Origin of the sequence: Bacillus sp. R86525 (assembly GCF_042466195.1) — a bacterium.
Classification (GTDB): Bacteria; Bacillota; Bacilli; order Bacillales; family Bacillaceae_G; genus Bacillus_A; species Bacillus_A nitratireducens.
This window is the reverse complement of sequence record NZ_JAXHPX010000007.1, coordinates 616,858-638,264: the sequence shown is the minus strand read 5'-3', so window position 1 is coordinate 638,264 and position 21,407 is coordinate 616,858. Positions and strand designations below refer to the sequence as shown.

The 21,407-nt window shown below is 37.0% G+C and carries 25 protein-coding genes; 9 read left to right on the top strand and 16 right to left on the bottom strand.

Features of this window, described 5'->3' with window-relative positions; all coding sequences use genetic code 11:
• Positions 1 to 207: 207 nt before the first annotated feature.
• Complete coding sequence (locus tag SJY24_RS05655; RefSeq protein ID WP_088092001.1) at positions 208 to 1,584, top strand: glycine--tRNA ligase; 1,377 nt, start codon at positions 208 to 210, stop codon at positions 1,582 to 1,584.
• A gap of 36 nt (positions 1,585 to 1,620) precedes the next feature.
• Here the strand turns inward: SJY24_RS05655 and SJY24_RS05650 are convergent, their stop codons facing one another.
• Entirely contained in the window at positions 1,621 to 2,004 is a 384-nt protein-coding gene (locus SJY24_RS05650) for a hotdog fold thioesterase (protein WP_377864013.1), read from the bottom strand.
• 97 nt (positions 2,005 to 2,101) lie between these two features.
• Between SJY24_RS05650 and SJY24_RS05645 the strand changes: the two genes are divergently transcribed.
• Entirely contained in the window at positions 2,102 to 2,845 is a 744-nt protein-coding gene (locus SJY24_RS05645) for a DUF3298 and DUF4163 domain-containing protein (RefSeq protein WP_377864012.1), read from the top strand.
• Between the two features lie 50 nt (positions 2,846 to 2,895).
• Positions 2,896 to 3,489 (top strand): biotin transporter BioY, encoded by a 594-nt coding sequence (locus SJY24_RS05640; protein ID WP_377864011.1) that lies wholly within the window; start codon positions 2,896 to 2,898, stop codon positions 3,487 to 3,489.
• A 41-nt stretch (positions 3,490 to 3,530) separates the two neighbouring features.
• Here the strand turns inward: SJY24_RS05640 and galU are convergent, their stop codons facing one another.
• Together galU and SJY24_RS05630 are read right to left on the bottom strand one after the other, a co-directional pair.
• Positions 3,531 to 4,418: a UTP--glucose-1-phosphate uridylyltransferase GalU gene (galU, locus tag SJY24_RS05635; RefSeq protein ID WP_377864010.1), complete on the bottom strand. Its 888-nt coding sequence runs from the start codon at positions 4,416 to 4,418 to the stop codon at positions 3,531 to 3,533.
• 152 nt (positions 4,419 to 4,570) lie between these two features.
• Complete coding sequence (locus SJY24_RS05630) at positions 4,571 to 6,295, bottom strand: phospho-sugar mutase (protein WP_377864008.1); 1,725 nt, start codon at positions 6,293 to 6,295, stop codon at positions 4,571 to 4,573.
• Positions 6,296 to 6,438: 143 nt separating this feature from the next.
• On the opposite strand from SJY24_RS05630, the gene cdaS reads away from it, so the two are divergent.
• Positions 6,439 to 7,044 (top strand): sporulation-specific diadenylate cyclase CdaS, encoded by a 606-nt coding sequence (gene cdaS, locus SJY24_RS05625; protein WP_001158736.1) that lies wholly within the window; start codon positions 6,439 to 6,441, stop codon positions 7,042 to 7,044.
• Between the two features lie 147 nt (positions 7,045 to 7,191).
• On the opposite strand, the gene pepA is transcribed toward cdaS, so the two are convergent.
• From pepA to SJY24_RS05600, 5 genes are all read right to left on the bottom strand, one after another.
• Positions 7,192 to 8,676 carry a cytosol aminopeptidase gene (gene pepA, locus SJY24_RS05620; RefSeq protein ID WP_377864007.1) on the bottom strand — a complete coding sequence of 495 codons (1,485 nt, stop codon included), beginning with the start codon at positions 8,674 to 8,676 and terminating at the stop codon, positions 7,192 to 7,194.
• Positions 8,677 to 8,797: 121 nt separating this feature from the next.
• On the bottom strand, positions 8,798 to 9,424 hold the full coding sequence (locus SJY24_RS05615; RefSeq protein WP_377864006.1) for a 3D domain-containing protein: 627 nt from the start codon (positions 9,422 to 9,424) through the stop codon (positions 8,798 to 8,800).
• A gap of 86 nt (positions 9,425 to 9,510) precedes the next feature.
• On the bottom strand, positions 9,511 to 9,828 hold the full coding sequence (locus tag SJY24_RS05610; protein WP_000027018.1) for a YuiB family protein: 318 nt from the start codon (positions 9,826 to 9,828) through the stop codon (positions 9,511 to 9,513).
• Positions 9,825 to 10,331 carry an NUDIX hydrolase gene (locus SJY24_RS05605; RefSeq protein WP_377864004.1) on the bottom strand — a complete coding sequence of 169 codons (507 nt, stop codon included), beginning with the start codon at positions 10,329 to 10,331 and terminating at the stop codon, positions 9,825 to 9,827. Before SJY24_RS05605 ends, SJY24_RS05610 begins: the two co-directional genes overlap by 4 nt.
• A 123-nt stretch (positions 10,332 to 10,454) precedes the next feature.
• Positions 10,455 to 11,663 (bottom strand): NAD(P)/FAD-dependent oxidoreductase, encoded by a 1,209-nt coding sequence (locus tag SJY24_RS05600; protein WP_377864003.1) that lies wholly within the window; start codon positions 11,661 to 11,663, stop codon positions 10,455 to 10,457.
• A gap of 462 nt (positions 11,664 to 12,125) precedes the next feature.
• Here SJY24_RS05600 and SJY24_RS05595 point away from each other — a divergent pair, with 462 nt between their 5' ends.
• From SJY24_RS05595 to SJY24_RS05585, 3 genes are all read left to right on the top strand, one after another.
• Positions 12,126 to 13,115: an NAD(P)/FAD-dependent oxidoreductase gene (locus SJY24_RS05595; RefSeq protein WP_000829776.1), complete on the top strand. Its 990-nt coding sequence runs from the start codon at positions 12,126 to 12,128 to the stop codon at positions 13,113 to 13,115.
• A gap of 184 nt (positions 13,116 to 13,299) precedes the next feature.
• On the top strand, positions 13,300 to 13,776 hold the full coding sequence (locus SJY24_RS05590; RefSeq protein ID WP_377864002.1) for a GyrI-like domain-containing protein: 477 nt from the start codon (positions 13,300 to 13,302) through the stop codon (positions 13,774 to 13,776).
• Positions 13,777 to 14,093: 317 nt separating this feature from the next.
• A complete protein-coding gene (locus tag SJY24_RS05585) occupies positions 14,094 to 15,341 on the top strand; it encodes an MFS transporter (protein WP_377864001.1) in 1,248 nt (415 codons plus the stop codon).
• Between the two features lie 17 nt (positions 15,342 to 15,358).
• Here the strand turns inward: SJY24_RS05585 and SJY24_RS05580 are convergent, their stop codons facing one another.
• On the bottom strand, positions 15,359 to 16,240 hold the full coding sequence (locus tag SJY24_RS05580; protein ID WP_377864000.1) for a helix-turn-helix domain-containing protein: 882 nt from the start codon (positions 16,238 to 16,240) through the stop codon (positions 15,359 to 15,361).
• A 77-nt stretch (positions 16,241 to 16,317) separates the two neighbouring features.
• On the opposite strand from SJY24_RS05580, the gene SJY24_RS05575 reads away from it, so the two are divergent.
• Complete coding sequence (locus SJY24_RS05575) at positions 16,318 to 16,779, top strand: 2-thiouracil desulfurase family protein (protein WP_377863999.1); 462 nt, start codon at positions 16,318 to 16,320, stop codon at positions 16,777 to 16,779.
• A gap of 27 nt (positions 16,780 to 16,806) precedes the next feature.
• Here SJY24_RS05575 and SJY24_RS05570 read toward each other — a convergent pair whose 3' ends face one another.
• The 5 genes from SJY24_RS05570 to SJY24_RS05550 form a co-directional block, all read right to left on the bottom strand.
• Positions 16,807 to 17,160, bottom strand: coding sequence for a YxeA family protein (locus SJY24_RS05570; protein ID WP_377863998.1), 354 nt, complete (start codon positions 17,158 to 17,160; stop codon positions 16,807 to 16,809).
• A gap of 105 nt (positions 17,161 to 17,265) precedes the next feature.
• Positions 17,266 to 17,904: an O-methyltransferase gene (locus SJY24_RS05565; protein WP_377863997.1), complete on the bottom strand. Its 639-nt coding sequence runs from the start codon at positions 17,902 to 17,904 to the stop codon at positions 17,266 to 17,268.
• On the bottom strand, positions 17,891 to 18,232 hold the full coding sequence (locus tag SJY24_RS05560; RefSeq protein WP_377863996.1) for a hypothetical protein: 342 nt from the start codon (positions 18,230 to 18,232) through the stop codon (positions 17,891 to 17,893). Before SJY24_RS05560 ends, SJY24_RS05565 begins: the two co-directional genes overlap by 14 nt.
• 312 nt (positions 18,233 to 18,544) lie before the next feature.
• A complete protein-coding gene (locus tag SJY24_RS05555) occupies positions 18,545 to 18,724 on the bottom strand; it encodes a hypothetical protein (protein WP_377863995.1) in 180 nt (59 codons plus the stop codon).
• A 15-nt stretch (positions 18,725 to 18,739) separates the two neighbouring features.
• Complete coding sequence (locus SJY24_RS05550) at positions 18,740 to 18,946, bottom strand: hypothetical protein (protein WP_088098365.1); 207 nt, start codon at positions 18,944 to 18,946, stop codon at positions 18,740 to 18,742.
• A 278-nt stretch (positions 18,947 to 19,224) separates the two neighbouring features.
• On the opposite strand from SJY24_RS05550, the gene SJY24_RS05545 reads away from it, so the two are divergent.
• Positions 19,225 to 19,788, top strand: coding sequence for a GNAT family N-acetyltransferase (locus SJY24_RS05545; RefSeq protein WP_377863994.1), 564 nt, complete (start codon positions 19,225 to 19,227; stop codon positions 19,786 to 19,788).
• A 146-nt stretch (positions 19,789 to 19,934) separates the two neighbouring features.
• On the opposite strand, the gene SJY24_RS05540 is transcribed toward SJY24_RS05545, so the two are convergent.
• Together SJY24_RS05540 and dapF are read right to left on the bottom strand one after the other, a co-directional pair.
• Positions 19,935 to 20,288, bottom strand: a complete 354-nt coding sequence (locus SJY24_RS05540) for a HesB/IscA family protein (protein WP_000573830.1) — start codon at positions 20,286 to 20,288, stop codon at positions 19,935 to 19,937.
• Positions 20,289 to 20,329: 41 nt separating this feature from the next.
• Positions 20,330 to 21,196, bottom strand: coding sequence for a diaminopimelate epimerase (dapF, locus tag SJY24_RS05535; RefSeq protein ID WP_377863993.1), 867 nt, complete (start codon positions 21,194 to 21,196; stop codon positions 20,330 to 20,332).
• Positions 21,197 to 21,407: the final 211 nt, after the last annotated feature.

Genomic DNA, 21,407 nt, shown 5'->3' with positions numbered 1-21,407 from the left:
GAAACGGCAGTCTCGAGCAATACATTATAAAGTGGATGCGCATTTTGTGCATCAACTAGGGTGGAACCGCGGGCAAACGCTCGTCCCTAGGCAATTAAGCCTTGGGATGAGCGTTTTTTTATGTTTTTTAAAGCATATACTGCTCGTTTCACAAGTACCAGAGTACGTCATCGCAAATACGTTAACTTTCAAAAGGAGGATTTTATTATGTATTCAATGGAACAAGTTGTAAACTTAGCGAAACATCGCGGTTTCGTTTTCCCTGGTTCTGAAATTTACGGTGGTCTTGCAAACACTTGGGATTACGGTCCACTTGGAATCGAATTAAAAAATAACGTTAAAAAAGCTTGGTGGAAAAAGTTCATTCAAGAATCTCCACACAACGTTGGTTTAGATGCAGCTATTTTAATGAACCCAAAAACTTGGATCGCTTCTGGTCACGTTGGTAACTTCAACGATCCAATGATCGACTGTAAAAAATGTAAAGCTCGTCACCGTGCTGACAAATTAATTGAAGATGCATTAGATGCAAAAGGCATCGAAATGGTTGTTGATGGTCTTACTTTCGACCAAATGGCTGATTTAATGAAAGAACATGAAGTAAAATGTCCTGATTGCGGTAGTGAAGAATTCACTGAAATCCGTCAGTTCAACTTAATGTTCAAAACATTCCAAGGTGTTACAGAGTCTAGCACAAACGAAATCTTCCTTCGTCCTGAAACAGCACAAGGTATTTTCGTAAACTTTAAAAACGTACAACGCTCTATGCGTAAAAAACTTCCATTTGGTATCGGCCAAATCGGTAAAAGTTTCCGTAACGAAATCACACCTGGTAACTTCACATTCCGTACACGTGAATTCGAACAAATGGAACTTGAATTCTTCTGTAAGCCTGGTGAAGATTTAGAGTGGTTCGCATTCTGGCGTGAAACTTGTAAGAACTGGTTACTTTCACTTGGTATGACTGAAGAAAGCATGCGTCTTCGTGACCACGGTGAAGAGGAATTATCTCACTACAGTAACGCAACAACTGATATTGAATTCAGATTCCCATTCGGTTGGGGCGAACTATGGGGCGTTGCATCTCGTACAGACTTCGATTTAAAACGTCACATGGAACACTCTAATGAAGACTTTAACTATATCGATCCACAAACGAATGAGCGTTACGTACCGTACTGCATCGAGCCATCTTTAGGTGCTGACCGCGTAACATTAGCATTCTTATGTGATGCATATGAAGAAGAGCAATTAGAAAACGATTCTCGTACAGTTCTTCGTTTCCACCCTGCTTTAGCACCATACAAAGCAGCTATCTTACCATTATCTAAAAAGCTATCTGAAGGTGCTACTGAAGTATTCGCAGAATTAGCTAAAGACTTCATGGTAGACTTTGACGAAACTGGTTCTATCGGTAAACGTTACCGTCGTCAAGACGAAATCGGTACACCATTCTGTATCACTTATGACTTCGACTCTGTTGAAGACAAAGCTGTTACAGTACGTGACCGTGACACAATGGAACAAGTTCGTATGCCAATTAGCGAGCTAAAAGGTTTCTTAGAGAAGAAAATCCAGTTCTAATTATAAAAAAGAGGCGCTCTATTGAGCCGCCTCTTTTTACTTTTCACGTTTTTCTTTAATTGCTACTGTACATCTTGATATACATAGTAAATCATCATTCTCATCAATGATACGTACATCCCAAACCATCGTTGAATGTCCTCTATGTATCGGTGTTCCAATCGCTGTTACAATCCCATCTTTCTTTGAGCGAATGTGATTTGCATTAATTTCTAGACCGAAACAAATACATTTCTCTTGATCAATTAAATTGTATGAACCGACACTTGCTACTGTTTCTGCTAATGCAAGAGATGCACCACCGTGTAAAAATCCAAATGGCTGGTGCGTACGCTCATCAACAGGCATCGTAGCAACCACCTTATCTTCTGTCATCTCTAACAACTCAATTCCAAGCGAATCCATTAAAGTTTTTGACATATCGTTTCCCCCTTTTCCTCACTTTTAATTAAATGTATATTTTTACCTATTTACTTTCAAACTACCTATAACACTTATATAAGGAGGTTTCACCTAAATGAAACAGAAATTTTGTATACTACTGCTTATGTTCTCCTTGCTGACTATTGTACCAAATTGTGCAATAGCAGCCAAAGCATCTAACCTGACAATCGATGTTCAGACTGTAACGCAAAAAGGTAAGAAACCTTATATAGAATATCAAATTAATAGGCCTTCCTTTCACAACTTTTCTGACTCAAAATTTCAAAATAAGCTGAATTCCTATTACAAAAACTCTACTGCCAAATTTAAAAGTAAATTAGAAAAAGAAGCGAAGAAATATTATAAAGAAACAGAAGGATCTAGTACACCTTTCCACCCATACGTTGCAAATGTTGACTATAAAGTAGCTTTAAACAAACTACCTTTCCTAAGTTTATATGTGAATTACTATCAATATACAGGCGGAGCGCATGGACTTTATACGTGGAAAGCAAATACATTTGATTTAAACGAAAAAAAATTATTACACCTAGACGACTTATTTCAACAAGAGGATACATATAAAGAAATAATTCGCACAGAGATTGTAAGACAAGTTAAACAAAATGAAGGCATTTATTTTCCCGATGCAGTCGAAAAAGTAACGAGCGCAAAAAAGTTTCACTATTTTTTAGAACCAGATAATCTTGTGATTTATTTCCCTTTATATGAGATTGCTCCTTATTCAAGCGGAATCCCGCAATTTCATATTCCATATACGTTGCTAAGAGACTACTTAAAGCCTTCTTATCAAAATATTTTGATTGACAACAAGTAAATATTTTCGCTACGATAATGTTAACCTAAAAACAACAGGAGGTTAACATTATGAGAAGATTTCATGTTTTAGATTTAGCATTAGCTGCCATGTTCGTCGCTCTTATGGCCATTGGTGCAAATATTGTATCTTGGGCACCATTCCTGCAAGTGGCGGGCATCCCATTATCTATGCAACCATTTTTCGCAATTTTAGCAGGGCTTCTTCTTGGAAGTAGACTTGGCGCATTATCAATGACTGTTTATATGCTCGTTGGCTTAGCTGGTGCACCAATTTTCGCTAACTTCAAAGCTGGATTTGGAGCACTTTTAGATCCTACTGGTGGTTTCATTATCGCATTTATTATCGTTGCTTACGTATCAGGAAAAATAGTAGAACAAAAAGAACGACCAACATTCAGCACCTTTGCATTTGCTTCGTTCACAGGAATTATTTTAACCTATATTATCGGTACTACTTACATGTACGGAGCGGTCAATATTTTCATGGGTGGTAATATGAGTTATAAAGCTGCATGGATGATTATGATGTGGTTCGCAGTAAAAGATATTGCATTTACAATTATCGGCGCTATTATCGCACCTCGCATATACTATGCTGTACGTCGTTCGGCTTATCAGCATTCTCATTCGACGATTTCATAAGAAAAAGGAGTTGTTCCAGTAGGAACAACTCCTTTTTTATATTAAGACTCTTGATTCGTTTGCTCTTCTAAAATTTTCTTCATCATTGTGACCATGTCATTGCGTAATTCTGGGTGTTGCAGAGCCATTTCAATTGTCGTTTGAACGAACCCTAACTTTTCACCTACGTCGTAGCGTTTTCCTTCGAAGTCGTAAGCAAATACACGTTGAATTTCATTTAAACTTTGAATTGCATCCGTTAACTGAATTTCGCCGCCCGCTCCAACTTGTTGCTGTTCTAAGAACATAAAGATTTCAGGTGTTAAAATGTAACGTCCCATAATCGCTAAGTTTGAAGGTGCAGTACCTTGCGCTGGTTTTTCAACGAATTTACGAACTTGATAACGACGCCCCTCTTGCTCTAAAGGATCAATAATTCCATAGCGATGTGTTTCTGCTTCAGGAACAGTCTGCACACCAATAACAGAAGAAAGTGTTTTGTCATACTCGTCCATTAGTTGACGTAAACATGGTTTTTCAGCTTGAACGATATCATCGCCTAATAATACTGCAAACGGCTCATCACCAATGAATTTACGCGCACACCAAACAGCATGTCCTAATCCTTTTGGTTCTTTTTGACGAATGTAATGGATATCTACCATTTTAGAAGAAGCTTGTACTTTTTCAAGTAACTCATACTTTTTCTTCTCTAATAAGTTTTGCTCTAATTCAAATGCATTATCGAAATGATCTTCGATAGAGCGCTTTCCTTTACCAGTAACGATAATAATATCTTCGATGCCTGATTTTACTGCTTCTTCTACGATATATTGAATTGTTGGTTTATCTACAATTGGAAGCATTTCTTTTGGCATTGCTTTCGTTGCTGGTAAAAAGCGTGTTCCTAATCCCGCTGCCGGAATAATTGCTTTTCTCACTTTTTTCATGACAAATACCCTCGCTTTTCATTTTAATTCTCTTAGTAAGGTGCAAATTTATAAGATTATCTCTTAATAATCCTCTACATCATACAAAACTATAAGAAAAGAGGAGGCCGTTCTCCGTTCTCCCCTTTTCCTATCAGTAGCACTCTATTCTATTATAAACGATTCATAATATCTTCTTTAATAGTAAGTAACTTTTGTTCACTATTTTGTAAGGAATCATCTTGTACACCAAAGTAGAATTTAATTTTCGGCTCTGTTCCAGATGGACGCAAGCAGAACCAAGAACCATCTTCTAATTGATATTTTAACACATTTGATTTCGGTAAGTGAATCTCTTCCTTATTTCCATCTTGTAAAGTTGTAATGATACTTTCCTTATAATCCTCAACTGCAACGACTGTTAAACTAGCTACTTCTTTCGGAGGATTCCCGCGGAATGTCGCCATCATCTTTTGAATCTGTTCGGCACCGTCTTTTCCTTTTAACGTTAACGATACAAGATCTTCACGGAAGAAACCGTACTTCTTAAATACTTCTAACAGACCATCATATAACGTTTTACCTTGTGATTTATAGTACGCAGCTACTTCACATGCGAATAGAACAGATTGCACGGCATCTTTATCACGACAGAATGGACGGATTAAATAACCGTAGCTTTCCTCATAACCGAATTGGAATTCATATTTTCCGCTTTCTTCATACTGTTTGATTTTTTCACCGATAAATTTAAATCCAGTTAGCGTATCAACTGTATCTAAACCGTATGCTTTTGCGATTGTACGGCCAATTTCAGACGTTACGATTGTTTTTAAAACAACACCGTTTTCTGGAAGCGTTCCGTTTTCTTTCTTTTGTGATAATAAGTAATCAAGCATTAACGCACCTGTTTGGTTACCAGTTAACACTTGGAACTCACCATCGTGATTGCGAACCGCTACACCTAGACGGTCTGCATCAGGATCTGTTGCGATTAACACGTCTGCGCCTACTTTTTCACCGTCGCGAATTGCATACTCAAACGCTGCGTGCTCTTCTGGGTTTGGTGATTTTACTGTAGAGAAGTTTGGATCTGGTAACTCTTGCTCTTTTACAACTGTTACATCTGTAAATCCAACTTCTTCTAAACCACGGCGTACCGAAACATTTGATGTTCCATGTAATGGCGTAAAGACGATTTTTAAGTCTTTACCAACCTTTTGTACCATTTCTTTATTAATAATGACGTTGTTCAATTCTGTAGCATATGCATCGTCTACTTCTTGTCCAATAATATGTAATAAACCGTCAGCTTTTAATTGCTCCACATCAGCTACTTCAACTGTTAATTCATCTTCCACTGCATTTACGTAACTAATTAACTCATCAGCTTCTTTTGGAGGCAATTGTCCACCATCGTCACCATATACTTTATAACCATTATATTCAGGCGGATTATGGCTCGCCGTAAGAACGATTCCACTTACTGTATGTAAATGACGAACTGCGAAAGAAAGCACTGGCGTTGGGCGTAAGCTTTCAAACACATATGTTGTGATACCGTGTGCACCTAGTGTAGCGGCTACTTCCATTGCAAATTCAGGTGATTTATGACGAGAATCATACGCTACAACAACACCACGTTTCTTCGCTTCTTCACCTAATTTTTCAATAAATTTCGCTAATCCTTGTGTCGCTTTACGAACTGTATATACATTTAATCGGTTCGTACCAGCACCAAGTTCACCACGCATACCACCTGTGCCGAACTCTAGATTTTTATAAAAGCTATCCTCGATTTTCTTCTCATCTTGCTTCATGTTTTCTAGCTGTTCTTTTAATTCTGCATCTAATTCTGCATATGAAAGCCAGCGACTATATTCTTGTTTCCAATCCATATTTCTATCTCCTCCCGCTTGTCATACCTTTATTATATGAAAAAAACAACCTGTATCTCAATATTTTATAAAATCTAGCAGGATTTTACTAGGAATATTTGTATACACTATGATTAAATACTCCACCAAAGGGAATGAGGATTATGCAAGAATGGGGCTTGTCAGAAGAGCTCAAAATACAAACAAAACAAATGATTGAAATTGCTGAAAAAGAATTATCAATTATGAGACAGGCAATTGATAAGGAAGATGAATGTATTTTATGCAAAATGGAAGATATTCATCACATGTTAGCAAATGTACAAACATTGGCAGCTACATACTATATTCAGGCTTATTTATCGCCTTATACGGAAAGCTCACAGTTTATCACAAGAGCTGTCCAACATTTAAGCGCCCGAAAGCACGGTGCTCTAATCGTTGTAGAGCGAAACGAGACACTTGAATCTTTCATTCAAACTGGAACAACATTAAATGCTCATTTAACCGCTCCGTTACTTGAATCAATTTTTTACCCAGGTAACCCTCTTCATGATGGAGCCATTCTCGTGAAAAATAATCATATTGTCTCAGCTGCTAATATTCTTCCGTTAACGAAAAGTACAGATATTGATCCTGAGCTAGGAACACGTCACAGGGCAGCAATTGGATTATCAGAAAAAAGTGATGCACTTATATTAGTTGTCTCTGAAGAAACAGGTCGCACTTCATTTGCTTTAAATGGGACCTTATATACGATTTCTTTATAAGACGAATCTTTCACTATGTAACACTTTTTTGAACAGTACAATAATAAATGAGTGATATCGACTTACCGACAAAAACTGACAATAATCATACCATATCAATAAGAAAAGGCTGCCTCAAAAAAATTTGAGACAGCCTTTTTTCAAAAATTATTCTTCTCCGAAACGTTCAACAAGTGTTGCAAGTGTACGAACCATTGCACCTGTTGCTCCAGATGGCCCTAAATCATGCGCTCCTGTTGTTTCAGATGTTCCAGCGATATCTAAGTGTACCCATGGTGTTTCTTCAGCAAATTCACCTAGGAATGTCCCAGCCATAACCGCATGTCCTTCACGACCTGGTGAGTTATTTAAATCAGCAAATTTACTGTTTTTGACACGTTCTTTATCGCGCTCGAAAATCGGTAATTGCCAAATTGGCTCATCCGTTTCCATTGATGCTTCTAATACTTGTTCAAACAACTCTTCATTATTTGTCATCGCGCCTGTTGTATGATTTCCAAGTGCAACAATTACACCACCTGTTAATGTTGCAACATCAACTAAGTAATTTGCACCAAGCTTCTTCGCATACGTAATACCGTCAGCTAACGCTAGACGACCTTCTGCATCTGTATTTAATACTTCGATTGTTTTTCCGCTCATAGATGTAATCACATCATCTGGCTTGAATGCAGTACCACTTACAACGTTATCCGTTGATGGAATTACAGCGATAACATTTTGCTCTGGGCGAAGTTCACCGATAATTTCCATCGCACCAAGAACAGCTGCTGCACCGCCCATATCACCTTTCATACCAACCATGCCTTCACGTGGTTTTAAAGAGTAACCACCTGTATCGTATGTAATCCCTTTTCCAACGAATCCAATTACATCTGTCCACTCTTCTTTTCCTTTATAAATAAGAGCGATCATTTTCGGTGGCTCTGTACTACCTTGGTTTACTGCAAGTAATGCACCCATACCAAGGTCTTCCATTTCTTCTTTCTCAAGAACTTTATAATCCATATCATACTTTTCAGCTAACTCAACCGCATACTCAGCAAGCTTTGTCGCTGTTAATACGTTTGGCGGCATATTAACAAGTGTACGAGCTGAATTTGTTGCACGTCCATGTACGTACCCTACTGTTAATGCAGCTTCAACTTCTTGTGCATCTTCCGCTGTAATAGCCGTAAACTTCTCTAATTCTACACAATCCTTTTTATCTGTTTTATACGTTTGTAATTCATATGTACCAAGACCTTGTACTTCTGCCGCAATATGAGCTACATCAATTGCATCTAATTTATCTGTCACGAAAGAATCAAGTAAGATTGCTGCATCTTGTACTTTTGCTGCTTGTAACGCTTTAAACGCCTTACCAAGAGCCGCACGTAACGTTTCCGTTGTATATGATTCTTTCTTACCTAAGCCAACGAAATAATAACGTTTCACATTTGTTTTTCCTAAACTATGTACTTTTGAAATGGCTTTTTTCTTAGTTGAAAGTTCTTTTTCTTCTAATAAAACTTGTAATTGTCCTTCAAACGCTTTGTCCAGTTCTTGTACAAAACTACTCGTTTGCTCTTCTTCAAATAAAGCAATAATTACTGCTTCATGACTGACTAATTCTTTTTGTACTTGAAACATATTCAGACCCCCTAGATTTCTCTACGCCTATTATAACTTTATTTTCGATAAAATGCGATAATTCTAACTTCTAACACAATGAAATAAAACAAGAAAAAAGTCTAGCGTTATTACCACTAGACTATCTTTGTTTTAAATATTGACCTCGAAACACTTGCATCGTTTCGTCTTCATTTAACATCGTTAACTCTTCTTCTGTAAACTTACCATTTCCTACTTTCACTACATATACATTTACTTTCTTCTTACCCCATTGGCTATAAACATCTTTCACCGTATCATAATATAGATCAAGACGATTTCCTTTTATAGCCCCGCCCTTATCAGCAACAACACCATATCCGTAATCTGGCACGAATAAAATCGTTCCGATCGGGAATACGCGTAAGTCCGCAGCGATTGTGGAATATAAATCCCGTTTCGCTTTAACACCTGAATATGTAATACCATACTCCGGATGTCCCGGGCTCTTACCAGTTGACTCTATGCCTGATGTATAACCAGTTGCAGTCATTTCTATAACACGATATTTAGACCAGTCATTTGCCTGTTCTAAAGCATTTATCACTTCTTTACTCGGAGCAACTTTTTTCTCAATTTCTGCTGCATGTACTTCTTTTACACTTGTTTCTTCATATGGTTTTATAATCTCTAATAAAGAAACTCCCGTGAAAGCCTTCCATGTTACGCATAATGCGAATGCAAGTAAACAAGTCATCATAATGCGAATACAATATCGTTTTAACATTTTTATATTCCACACTCCTTCATCGTTAATCATTCCCTATACGATGAAGGAATATGCAAAAAAATAATCTCCAAATTGATTGGAGATTAAAACATTTGATATCCACTTTTCCGAAGTTTCTTAATTACGATTCCCGCTAAAGCAGCACCTACTAATCCAGTAGATAGAATAAACATATCTGCTTGTCCTAAATGCGATACACTTGTCCCAAATGAAGAAAATGTTTCTTTTGGCTTTGAAAAATAATCCCACACACTCGCTTTATTAATAATAAGCATACAAACAATTGGATACACAATAACCATTACCCACGTAGCTCGCAAAATCATGTTGAGTAAAAATCCAATTCCAAAAAACAAAATAAAGAATAACATCATCGAAATAAGTAGTACCGGTATACTCACTTCTTCTCCCTCTCCTTCGTATGCGCCGTAAATACGTGATAGGCTGTATAACCAAATTGCTCTCCTGGATTTAATGTTTTGTCCATTTCAAGATGCAGTTCTGATCTTCCTTCTAGCAAATATTTAATAAGCACAGACGTATTCGGATCGTCCGCAATCTTATCTGGATGTAAGAACGCCACTTCAGACAATTCCTTCTCCTGTACAGTAATGTTTTCTCCTTCAGGCTCCAAAAGGAAAATAATCATATTATCACTAATCTCATTACGAATAACGCCCGATCGAACACCGATAATCCCCTTCACACGAGCGACAATGCCTGTCTCTTCTAACACTTCACGTTTCACAGCTTCATCAACAGTCTCACCTTCATTTACAAAACCAGCTGGTAAAGACCATTTCCCCTTTAATCCACTGTATTTCTTCTTAACAAATAGCCACCTGCCATCTTTTGTTGCTACTAGGCCACTAACAGCTAACCATACTTTCCCTCTTTTCTCCATGATGTAATAACCTCCTCCACTATAACGGACAGAATATTCTTTCTTTTTTATATATTATACTATATTTTTAATACGAAAAAAGCAGAAACAGCTCTTAGCCGTTTCTGCTTTTTCTACTATATATTAAAAGAACTTTAATTTACCTTTTTTAAGAACTAATAGAGGTCCACCTAATAAGAATAGGTAACGGTTATCGATTACTTTCTTCATGAAGGAAGCTTTCCAACCTGTTAATTTTTTACCCATAACAACGCCCATTGCATCGTCATGACCTAATGAACATACAGATCCTTTATTGTCGAATGCGAATGTTTTCATTTCGCCTTTACCACGAACTAACACAGTTAAGTTGTGTGCAATGTTGTAACCTTGTTGAATTGCAATTTGTGCTGTTGGTGGGTATGGACGGTTAATTTCTTCGTTAATGATTAACGCTGCGTCACCAACCATGAATACCTCTTCGTATCCTGGAGCGTGCATATACTCATCAACTTTAACGCGGCCGCGCATTGCTTCAAATCCAGATTCTTCTACAATACCATTACCACGAACACCTGCAGCCCAAACTACTGTTTCAGACTTCAGTAATTCAGTGTCATCACCGTTCGCAACGATAATACCTTCTTCAGTTGCTTCTTTAATTGCTGTACCGATGCGGAATTCTACGCCTTTTTTCTCAAGTTGTTTCACAGCATATTCTACTAATGCTGGATCGAAACCTGGAAGTGCTGTTGGAGCAGCTTCAACGCAGATAATACGTGCTTTTTCACGTGGTACATTGTACTGTTTGCAAAGTTCAGGAACACGGTTTGCAAGCTCACCTACGTACTCGATACCAGTAAATCCAGCACCACCAACAACGATTGTAACTAACTCATCGCGTTGTTCAGTTGCATATTTAGCGAAACTAGCTTCCATATGCTCACGAATTTGACGAGTTGCATTAATGTTAGCGATTGAGAATGCATGCTCTTTTAATCCTGTAATTCCGAATGTTTCTGATTCGAAACCAAGACCGATTACTAAGTAATCATACTCTAATTCGCCGTCTTTTAAGATAATGCGTTTTTCAGCAGCTTTAATTTCTACTACTGTATCTTGTACAAAGTTCACTTTATTTGTATCGATAACGTCTTGAATATCTAGACAGATTTTTTCATCTTGTAATGTACCAGCTGCGCTCTCGTGTAACCAAGTCGCTTGGTAGTGATAGCTGTTGTTGTTTACTAACGTAATTTCAGCTTCATTTACAGATAATGCTTTTTGCAGACGAACAGTCGTAATCATCCCGCCATAACCTGCACCTAAAACTACGATTTTTGGAGTCTTCACCAAATCACAACCCTTTTCTTTATATAATAGTAATAAAAAATAGTACCAAGTACTAAAAACTCTATTTGTCAAGAATGTGGAATTTATCACATTCTATATCGTAACAAAACGCAGTCAAAAAATCGTACGAAATTTGTCATAGAAATTTAACATAATACTTCCCTATATTAGTCGGTTTTATTCCAGAATTCAAGCACCTAGCGAATTATCAATATTTTAAAATAACATAGCGTTTTCAAGGGTTTTTCAGCCTTTTTTTCATGTATTTTCCTTTCCTTATATTTTATACAATTTAAAAAACATCCATGCGAAAACTTACACACAATTCAGTCGTTTCCAGAAGTATTATGAACTCAAATATGCTATCATTTATTTGAAAGTATCATCATTTGCAGGATTTTCGTGTACATATGAACAATATATGAAATCAATATCAAAATTCCATCTATAGGGGGAATGAAAGTGGCAGAAAATCAAAAAGTTTACGACATAACGATTATTGGTGGTGGTCCAACAGGACTGTTCACCGCATTTTATGGCGGTATGAGACAAGCAAGTGTAAAAATCATTGAAAGCTTACCTCAACTTGGAGGGCAATTATCCGCACTCTACCCTGAAAAATACATTTATGATGTAGCTGGATTTCCAAAAGTACGCGCACAAGAATTAGTTGATAACTTAAAAGAGCAAATGAAGAAGTTTGATCCAACCGTTTGCTTAGAAGAAGCTGTTGATACGCTTGAAAAACAAGCTGACGGTATATTTAAACTTGTTACGAATAAGCAAACTCACTATTCTAAATCAGTTATTATTACTGCTGGCAATGGTGCTTTCCAACCACGCCGCTTAGAATTAGAAGATACAGCAAAATATGAAAAGAAAAACTTACATTATTTTGTTGATGATATGAATAAATTTGCTGGTAAGCGCGTCGTAGTATTTGGTGGCGGCGACTCAGCGGTTGATTGGACAATGATGTTAGAGCCAATCGCTGACAAAGTTACAATCGTTCATCGCCGTGATAAATTCCGTGCGCATGAACATAGCGTAGAAAGCTTAATGAATTCTCGTGCAGAAGTAAGTACACCGTACGTTCCAGTAGAACTCATTGGTGATGACAAGATTGAACAAGTCGTTCTTCAGCACGTAAAAACTGAAGAAAAAATTATCATCGATGTTGATGACGTAATCGTAAACTACGGCTTCGTTTCTTCTCTTGGTCCAATTAAAAATTGGGGCTTAGACATTCAAAAAAACAGCATCCTCGTGAATTCAAAAATGGAAACAAATATTCCTGGCATTTATGCTGCCGGCGACATTTGTACATATGAAGGAAAAGTAAAACTCATTGCTTGCGGCTTTGGTGAAGCACCGACAGCAGTAAATAATGCAAAAGCTTACTTCGATCCAAACGCAAAACTCCAACCAATGCATAGCTCAAGTATGTTTTAATATAGAAATGAAAAGAACTCCTTTTACATGAAAGGAGTTCTTTTCATTTAGAGATTCCTAATCGAAATTCTTCCTTTTCCTAAATAAAATACATTTCAACTTAATAAAAAACACTACTTCCTTCCAAAATATGTTACAATAAAAACAGAACGTATGTTTTGTCCAATAAAGGGAGGTTTTATTAATGAAAGAACCGATTATCGTAACAAAAGAAGCTTTCCAAGCAATCGGCGTCTCTATTACGACGACAAATGAAAAAGAGGCGTCTACTGAAGGAGAAATTCCAAAGCTTTGGAATCGCTACTTCCAAGAACAAATCATGCATCAAATTCCAAATCAACAAACAAAAGAAACCTTCGCCTTCTATTCAAACTACGAATCGGATGAAACCGGTACATATCAATTTACTATTGGCATGCCTGTTTCTTCGTTGGAAGACGTTCCTGAAAATATGACAGCTATAACAATACCTGCCGCAACGTATGCAGTATTTACAACGAGAAAAGGCCCTGTGTCTGAAGTCGTGTGCGAGGCTTGGGAATATATTTGGCAATGGTCGAAAGAAAACAAGCGTGCTTTTACAACAGACTTTGAGCTTTATGACGAAAATGCATTAGATCCAAATAACGTACAATTGGATATTTATATCGCGTTAGCTTAAAAAAGATGCCCTTCGGCATCTTTTTTTGTCGTTAAATAGCCACTGTGCAAATTCATTATTATTGTCTACAATGAGAAAGTGCAGTATAGAAATATTAGAAACTGTATAAAGTGAAACTAATACTCAGTGGGGGTTTTGTTTATCCCCCACTGAGTATTAGTTGAACCAATCGGGCGTTTACGGGCAGTTGGTCTCCCACCTAACTTCTTTGCTCCAGCCGAATTTTGAGGTGGGAGTTTTACTGCCCGCAAATAGCGGGATAAAACGATTGTTAATAGGTTTTTTAGTCTAAATTTGGTACATAGAAAGGAAGCAATATGGAGGAACTACAACAAAATAAATCTGCTTTAAAGGAAAATACGAAACCGTTATTAAAAAATACGAATTTCCTTTTTCTTTGGGCAGCTACTCTCTTTTCAAGCTTTGCTTTAGCCTTTTTTACTTTTTCACAAACGTGGTACATAGCAAAAACATTAAACCTTGAAGCTTCACTCGGTATTGTTTTCGTGGCTCTTAGTGTTCCGAGACTCATTTTTATGATTATTGGCGGAGCATTAGCTGATAAATTCCCGAAAAAAAACATTATGTTTTACTCAAATATTATTCGCGCTATTCTTGTTGCAACAATTCTCACTTGGTTCATCGTCGGTGATGTAACACTATATACATTTGCTTTGTTTGCTTTGTTCTTCGGGCTTGCTGACGCTTTCTTCTGGTCAGCAGACGGCTCTATTCTGCCTGAACTTGTAGAAAAAAGCCGTTTAACACAAGCAAATTCACTTACTCAAATGACAAACCAAGCATCTGTCATTTTAGGACCTGTACTTGGCGGTATTCTCATTAAATTTACGAACTATGAAACAATTTTTTCAATTACAATCCTGCTACTTATTATCGCTGCCATACTCGTTCAAAAAATACAATTTACAGTACCCGAAAAAAATGAAACAGATAAAGGCATGTTTACTTCTATTAAAGAGGGAATTTCATATGTAAAAGAATCACCGTTCCTTTCAACTTTCCTTTTATGTAGCGCCTTTTTAAATTTATTTTTAATCGGTCCGATGCAAGTTGGCTTCCCGCTCTTCGTCAAAAACGTTCTGCACGGTGATTCGCTTCAGTTTAGTTACTTAGAAGCGTCTGTAGGAGGCGGAATGGCAATAGGCGCTATCATTGTCGGTTTAAAAAATATTAATCGTAGACGCGGTCTATTTTGCATTATCATGATGCTACTGTCTGGTGTCTTCTTCTTATCCATCAACTTTAGCACCGTACTTTGGCAAGCATTATTAGCTGGCATGTTTTACGGTATTACAATCGCAATGGCTATCGTTCCGCTTATGGCGATGATTCAATCGACAGTAAAAGAAGAAATGATGGGACGCGTAATGAGTTTACTTATGCTATCATCCATGGGCTTTATCCCGCTTTCTTATGCATTTACATCAATCGCACTTGCAATAGGAATTCCAATCGTAACCGTTATGAAAAGCGGTGCAATCGCCGTTATCGTCTTCGTACTATTTGTAGCGATTCGTGTTCCAGTTGTAAGAAAGTTTGATTGACTACTTGGAGTCATGTGTTATACGCATGGCTCCTTTTTAAACGGATCAAATAACGGTATCCCCTTACTTCTTCTCACAGCTGCTCCCCATTCTAGTCCAACCTCTAAAAATAGATCACGCACTGTACTATATAAAAGCGCCTTAACATTTTTACGAATTTCCCTGTATTTATACGCTCTCACAACACTCTTTACTCGCCAAATGAAATGTCCATACACTTCTTCATCAGCTAAAATTTGCTCCAGTAACACACCTTGCTCTAGTAACCCGCTCTTTTTATATGCCAGTTCCACCTTACTCCAAAATATATTAATTTTCTTCGGATTACGCGTCATCGGCACAAGTGCGTATATAAAAGGCTTCGGTATATCGTGGCGGCAATACGTCGCATCAAGTTCGTACGTTTCTTTTCTATTCTCTTTTATTTGTGGAATGTTTTTAGAAAAAATTGTTTCCCCCTCATTTTTTTGCTCATTTTTACTACAGTCATCTGCACGATCATCACTTTCACATGCGGACATTTTCATACGGTCATCCATGCGGTCAATTGCAGATTTAAGAAATACATATAAGTTTGCACTATATCCCCCGCGCTTATATCTTTCTTTTGTCGCAACACGTTTTATAATCCCTAGTTCCTCTAACTTTGCAATTGAGCGGCGTACTGTACGAATACTCTTTCCAACATTCGTCGCAATCGTCTCCATTAAAGGACAAGCAACTCCCACTGTTTTCTGTTTCTCATTCACTGCATACTTTCCTAAAAAATAAATGATGGTAGCATCCGTCTTATTTAATTCAAATCGATAGTACTTCAAAACTTGCTTTTGATATGTATTAAACTCTTCTTTACTTCGAAATTCACTGTATGGTTTCATTAAGTTATATAAGCTTCCCATTTTCATCACCTCATTTATAGGTAAGAGTCAGGAAGAAAAATTGGCGTGATATTTTAAATTTTTTTGGAGGTGACAATATGATCGTAATAAGTGCTTGTTTAGGTGGTATCGCTTGTCGGTATGATGGAAATGACAATCTCGTTTCAAAAATAGAGGAGCTACTGCAACAAGAAGATACAGTCCTCATTTGTCCTGAAGTATTAGGAGGATTACCAACGCCTCGTCCTTCAGCTGAAATTATTGGCGGGAATGGCGATGATGTTTTAGATGGAAAAGCGAAAGTGATGACACAAGACGGGGAAGATGTTACAGAAGCTTTCGTGAGCGGTGCTTATAAAGCTCTAGAACAAATAAAAGATTTAAATCCAGAATATATTATTTTAAAAGAACGCAGTCCATCTTGTGGTAGTTCTACTATTTACACAGGAGAATTTAACGGTAATAAGCAAACTGGTTTCGGAGTGACAACTGCTTTATTTAAAAGACACGGATTTAAAGTCATTTCAGAAGAGGAGTTTGAAAATACAAAAAGGAATTGACCCTGTTCGTCAATTCCTTTTTCTGTCTTATTTCACACCTGATTTTTCTTTCACTTTCGCAGGAAGCTCGTCTTTCTTCACTTCTTCCCAAGCTGATACACCTTTTTTATCTGAATTGTATACGCGTAAGAATGCATCTTTACGTAAGTTTTTTTCAGCTGTGAATTCTAATTCTTTTTCTGTTCCGTCTTTATCGAAGCCTTTTAATTTATACTCAAAATATTTGTATGGCTCTCCGTTATCAGACTTCCCGTTTTTTTCAATTCCATCAGCTGTAATTTGAACATAATACTGATCTTTCCCCATACGATTAATATCACAACCAGCTAAAAGACTTGCGAATACAACTAAAATACTAAAAAGTGCAATGTATCTTTTCATTTCCTTCACCTCATGTGTTTTTCTTATATTGTTATCTTAAAGCTTAAGCTTTAAAGAAGAAATTCAAAAACATGACATGAACATTACACTTTTGTAAGATAACAATTATTTCTTCACTTTAGAAATCGTCATCCCGTCACCAATTGGAATGAGTACAGATTCTAAATTCGGATGAGTTGCTACTACTTCATTAAACTTCTTCATAACTTCTGTATAACGTTTTGGTTTCGCACTTTCATCAACTACACTACCACTAGCTAAAACATTATCTGTAACAATTACCGCACCTGGCTTAGCAAGCTGGATGCAGTATGTTAAGTAATTTTTATAATTCTCCTTATCAGCATCAATAAAGAAGAAATCAAATCGTTTATTACCAGCGGCTAGTTTTTCAAGACTTTGTAACGCAGCACCCGTCATATACGACACTTGATTTCCAAATCCCGCTTTATGTAGATTGCTGTGTGCTATCTCTGCATATTTCTCTTCTAATTCAAGAGAAGTTAACGTACCTTCTTCTCCAAAACCTCTTGCAAGACAAATGCCGCTATATCCACCTAATGCACCTATTTCTAAAACATCTTTCGCTCCAGAAATGGAAACTAACATCGTTAAAAGTTTCCCCGAAGAAGGCGATACCGATATCGGTGGCATTTCATTTTCTTTTATGGAAGCAATCACTTCATCCAAAAGAGCATCTTGATCACAAAACACTGAATCGATATAACGATTAATTTGTTTCATCAGATGCAGCCCCTTGCTCTAGATTTTCCTTCTCATCTAACGTAGGCGCTTCTTCTGTTTCACTCTCATGTATTTCAAATAGTTGTGTAAATTCATTAATAACCATATCAATTGCCTTTAATTCTCCGATTAAAATTTGCTGAATAGACTGGAATTCTGGCTCACTTAACTGTTGTTTAATTGTCGCCCGTTTCAAATTCATCATTTCTAAAAAGGCAATCGCTCTCCCGCGGCGAAATGTTTTCGGTCCACGATGATGAGATCCGTCTCTCCCTTTATGGCGCTCACCACGGTGGTGTCCTTCTTTCATGAACTTATCTTTTCTCATTTCAAGTCCCCCTTTGTATACAAAATGTCAAAACAAAAGAAAACTCTTATTAGAAAGAAGCATTTAGTTTCTTTCTAATAAGAGTTTTCATGTGAATATTTGTTAATCATCTTTCACGCCAGTTTTTCCACTTGTTACGAATTTTATTACGTAATTTGCGTATACCGTTTATTACGCCTTCTATTATGCACTCAATTATAATATCTATTACAAGGCATCTCACAAATCTAATTATAGGTTTAATCACATATCTCCCTACGAATTCAAAAACATCGTCAATCATGTGTCCCCCCATCTTGTATAAGGAAAATACTACTTTTTACGTAACCTGCGCTCTGTCACAACCGCTGCGCCTACTGCCGTAGATACTAACAAGAACAGTACAGCGATACCATCCACAATAATGCTATTGAATTGGGACGAGACTCCGACAAATACTAAAGCGATTGTTATTACTGCTATTAAAATTAGCGTTACTTGATTTTCATTCATCCTTGTACTCTCCAATCACTCACGGTTCTCTCTCCAAGACTTTATAAAACTACCTACCATATCAGTAATAACTGCTGCTATTAGGGCCAGCGCAAATAGTACTGCCCCTGCACTTAAATATAAGTTTCCGATCATGTCAGTAACGAATAACCCAATTAATGCGATGAAGGCCAGAATTCTGGTGCTTTTCTTCGCTTTTTTTATTTTCACTTTTATCCTCATACCATTCATTCCTTTTATGTAATCTCACCATATTATACCAAATAATAATCCTACTATATCTTGCCATATCTTCTCCATACACATAAACCAACCTCTAATTATGCAAAAGACAAAAATCAGAAAAAAAATAATCATTCCTTATTCAACTAGCGGTTTCGTCTTCAATATGTGAAAAGGGATTTCTAAATGATGAATTGAATATATATTTATTGTTTTCTAGCTTTCGAGCGAAAGTTTTTTATATGTCCTAATTTAAAGTTTTTGGGAGGTGAAATAATATGAATCCTATTTTATTAGATGTTCCGTTACAAATAGAAACAGACAGACTCATTCTTCGGGCACCACTTCAAGCTGGTGAAGGGAATATAGTACACGAAGCTATTAAAGATTCCAGTAGTGAATTAAAGCAATGGCTGCTTTTATTCCAGTCAATTCCTACTGTTGAAGAAACGGAAATTCTCCTGAGAAATGCGCATATAGATTTTTTGAAAAGAGAAAGCTTTCGCTATCTTATCTATCATAAGGAGACGAATAATTTTATCGGAACTGCTAGCCTTCACAGAATTGATTGGAAGGTTTCTAAATGTGAAATTGGATACTGGATTAACACCCAATTTAGTGGAAATGGATATATGACAGAAGTAGTACATGCGTTAATGAACCTTGGATTTCAGTTATTCAAATTTAGAAGGATTGAAATACGATGCGAACGTAATAACACGAAAAGTCGTGCAATCCCTGAAAAACTAGGTTTTGAACTTGAAGGGATATTACGTAATGAAGATCTTTCAGCTGACGGTAAACAACTAATTGATACTTGCATCTATGCAAAGATAAATTAGATTGTACAATTCGTTGTGCAACATATCTTAAGATCGGTTTCTAAATTGGGAAGGCGACGTTTTTGATTTTTTACGACAAAAGAAAAGACCTCCTTAACGATTTTACTTCATCGCTAAAAAGGTCTTTCTCTATTTCTGCTAAAAACTTAGCACTCTTCCGGCTTACCAGCATTCGTCGCTGTACGGAAAGATGATCCACATCCGCATGATGCGATTGCGTTTGGATTGTCGATTGTGAATCCGCCGCCAAGCATAGATTGTTTATAATCAATTTTTACTCCTTTAACAATTGGAGCACTTTCTGTATCGATAACAAATTCAACACCGAAAAACTCAAGAACTGTGTCGTCTTCTTTTGGTTCTACTTCAAATCCTAAGCCGTAAGAAAGGCCAGTACATCCGCCGCCATGTACAGCAAGGCGCACGTACTTCTCTCCATCTTCAGCATCTTTTAACATATCTTTAATTTGAAAAGCTGCTTGCTCTGTTACTTCAATCATGAAACACACCATCCTTTCTGTTCTCGTTCTATTATACATCTTTACGCTTCTATCTTGTACTCATACACTCCGTGGCAAATTACTTCCGCAGGTCCTTTCATTAACACATTTCCTTCTTCTGTCCATGCAATCATTAAATCGCCACCTGCTAAGTGAACTGTAATTTCTTTACTACGTTCCATTTTTCCATTGAGAATTGCCGCAACTACAGCTGCGCATGCTCCTGTCCCGCAAGCTTGCGTTACACCAGATCCACGTTCCCAAACGCGGAAATTCATTTCTTCATCATTCAAAATCTCGATGAACTCAACATTCACTCGCTCCGGGAACATTTCATGTGTCTCAAGAACTGGCCCTAACGTTGTAAGAGGCGCTTTTTCTACATCATCAACAAAGATAACCGCATGTGGATTCCCCATTGAAACAGCTGTAAATGCGTAACGGTGATTATTGTATAAGAAGTTTTCACGAATAAATGGTGTTTCTCCTTCACCAAGCATCGGTATCTTTTCGCGTGTTAAACGAGGTGCTCCCATGTCTATTTTCGCTAATGTAACTTTGTCATCTTCTACCGTTACTTCAGCCGTAACGATACCAGCTAACGTTTCAATTGTGAAAACTGTATCTTCTACTAGTTTATGCTCATACGCATATTTCGCTACGCAGCGTAAACCATTTCCACAGCTCTTCCCTTCTGAACCATCGTTATTAAACATGCGCATTTTTACTGGTGCCACGTCAGAAGGACAAATTAAAATCATTCCATCTGCACCAATACCAGTATTAATATTTGAAACCTTTTCCGCTACAAGAGCTAAATCTTCTTCCCTAATTTGTTCCTCAAACATATTTACATATATATAGCTATTGCCAAGACCATGCATTTTTGTAAAAGAAAATTGGCTCATTTTTATTCACTCCAAAAATAATTTATTATTTCAAGTATAAAATGCATGCTTTTAGAACACAATATGAATGTCCCCCGTTTCTCATATTTGACAACGTTTTGGCGATAAGTCATTCTTACACAAATTGTGTAAGAAAAAAGCCCTTCTAAAAGGGCCTTTTTTTATTTATATTCCGTATTATCCTACCCTGCGAAATAATATTTTATCTAAT

Coding starts and splice junctions, on each gene's coding strand:
- SJY24_RS05655 (WP_088092001.1), top strand. CDS start 208: ATGTATTCAATGGAACAAGTTGTAAACTTAGCGAAACATCGCGGTTTC.
- SJY24_RS05650 (WP_377864013.1), bottom strand. CDS start 2,004: ATGTCAAAAACTTTAATGGATTCGCTTGGAATTGAGTTGTTAGAGATG.
- SJY24_RS05645 (WP_377864012.1), top strand. CDS start 2,102: ATGAAACAGAAATTTTGTATACTACTGCTTATGTTCTCCTTGCTGACT.
- SJY24_RS05640 (WP_377864011.1), top strand. CDS start 2,896: ATGAGAAGATTTCATGTTTTAGATTTAGCATTAGCTGCCATGTTCGTC.
- galU (WP_377864010.1), bottom strand. CDS start 4,418: ATGAAAAAAGTGAGAAAAGCAATTATTCCGGCAGCGGGATTAGGAACA.
- SJY24_RS05630 (WP_377864008.1), bottom strand. CDS start 6,295: ATGGATTGGAAACAAGAATATAGTCGCTGGCTTTCATATGCAGAATTA.
- cdaS (WP_001158736.1), top strand. CDS start 6,439: ATGCAAGAATGGGGCTTGTCAGAAGAGCTCAAAATACAAACAAAACAA.
- pepA (WP_377864007.1), bottom strand. CDS start 8,676: ATGTTTCAAGTACAAAAAGAATTAGTCAGTCATGAAGCAGTAATTATT.
- SJY24_RS05615 (WP_377864006.1), bottom strand. CDS start 9,424: ATGTTAAAACGATATTGTATTCGCATTATGATGACTTGTTTACTTGCA.
- SJY24_RS05605 (WP_377864004.1), bottom strand. CDS start 10,331: ATGGAGAAAAGAGGGAAAGTATGGTTAGCTGTTAGTGGCCTAGTAGCA.
- SJY24_RS05590 (WP_377864002.1), top strand. CDS start 13,300: ATGAAAGAACCGATTATCGTAACAAAAGAAGCTTTCCAAGCAATCGGC.
- SJY24_RS05585 (WP_377864001.1), top strand. CDS start 14,094: ATGGAGGAACTACAACAAAATAAATCTGCTTTAAAGGAAAATACGAAA.
- SJY24_RS05580 (WP_377864000.1), bottom strand. CDS start 16,240: ATGGGAAGCTTATATAACTTAATGAAACCATACAGTGAATTTCGAAGT.
- SJY24_RS05575 (WP_377863999.1), top strand. CDS start 16,318: ATGATCGTAATAAGTGCTTGTTTAGGTGGTATCGCTTGTCGGTATGAT.
- SJY24_RS05570 (WP_377863998.1), bottom strand. CDS start 17,160: ATGAAAAGATACATTGCACTTTTTAGTATTTTAGTTGTATTCGCAAGT.
- SJY24_RS05565 (WP_377863997.1), bottom strand. CDS start 17,904: ATGAAACAAATTAATCGTTATATCGATTCAGTGTTTTGTGATCAAGAT.
- SJY24_RS05560 (WP_377863996.1), bottom strand. CDS start 18,232: ATGAGAAAAGATAAGTTCATGAAAGAAGGACACCACCGTGGTGAGCGC.
- SJY24_RS05555 (WP_377863995.1), bottom strand. CDS start 18,724: ATGAATGAAAATCAAGTAACGCTAATTTTAATAGCAGTAATAACAATC.
- SJY24_RS05550 (WP_088098365.1), bottom strand. CDS start 18,946: ATGAGGATAAAAGTGAAAATAAAAAAAGCGAAGAAAAGCACCAGAATT.
- SJY24_RS05545 (WP_377863994.1), top strand. CDS start 19,225: ATGAATCCTATTTTATTAGATGTTCCGTTACAAATAGAAACAGACAGA.
- SJY24_RS05540 (WP_000573830.1), bottom strand. CDS start 20,288: ATGATTGAAGTAACAGAGCAAGCAGCTTTTCAAATTAAAGATATGTTA.
- dapF (WP_377863993.1), bottom strand. CDS start 21,196: ATGAGCCAATTTTCTTTTACAAAAATGCATGGTCTTGGCAATAGCTAT.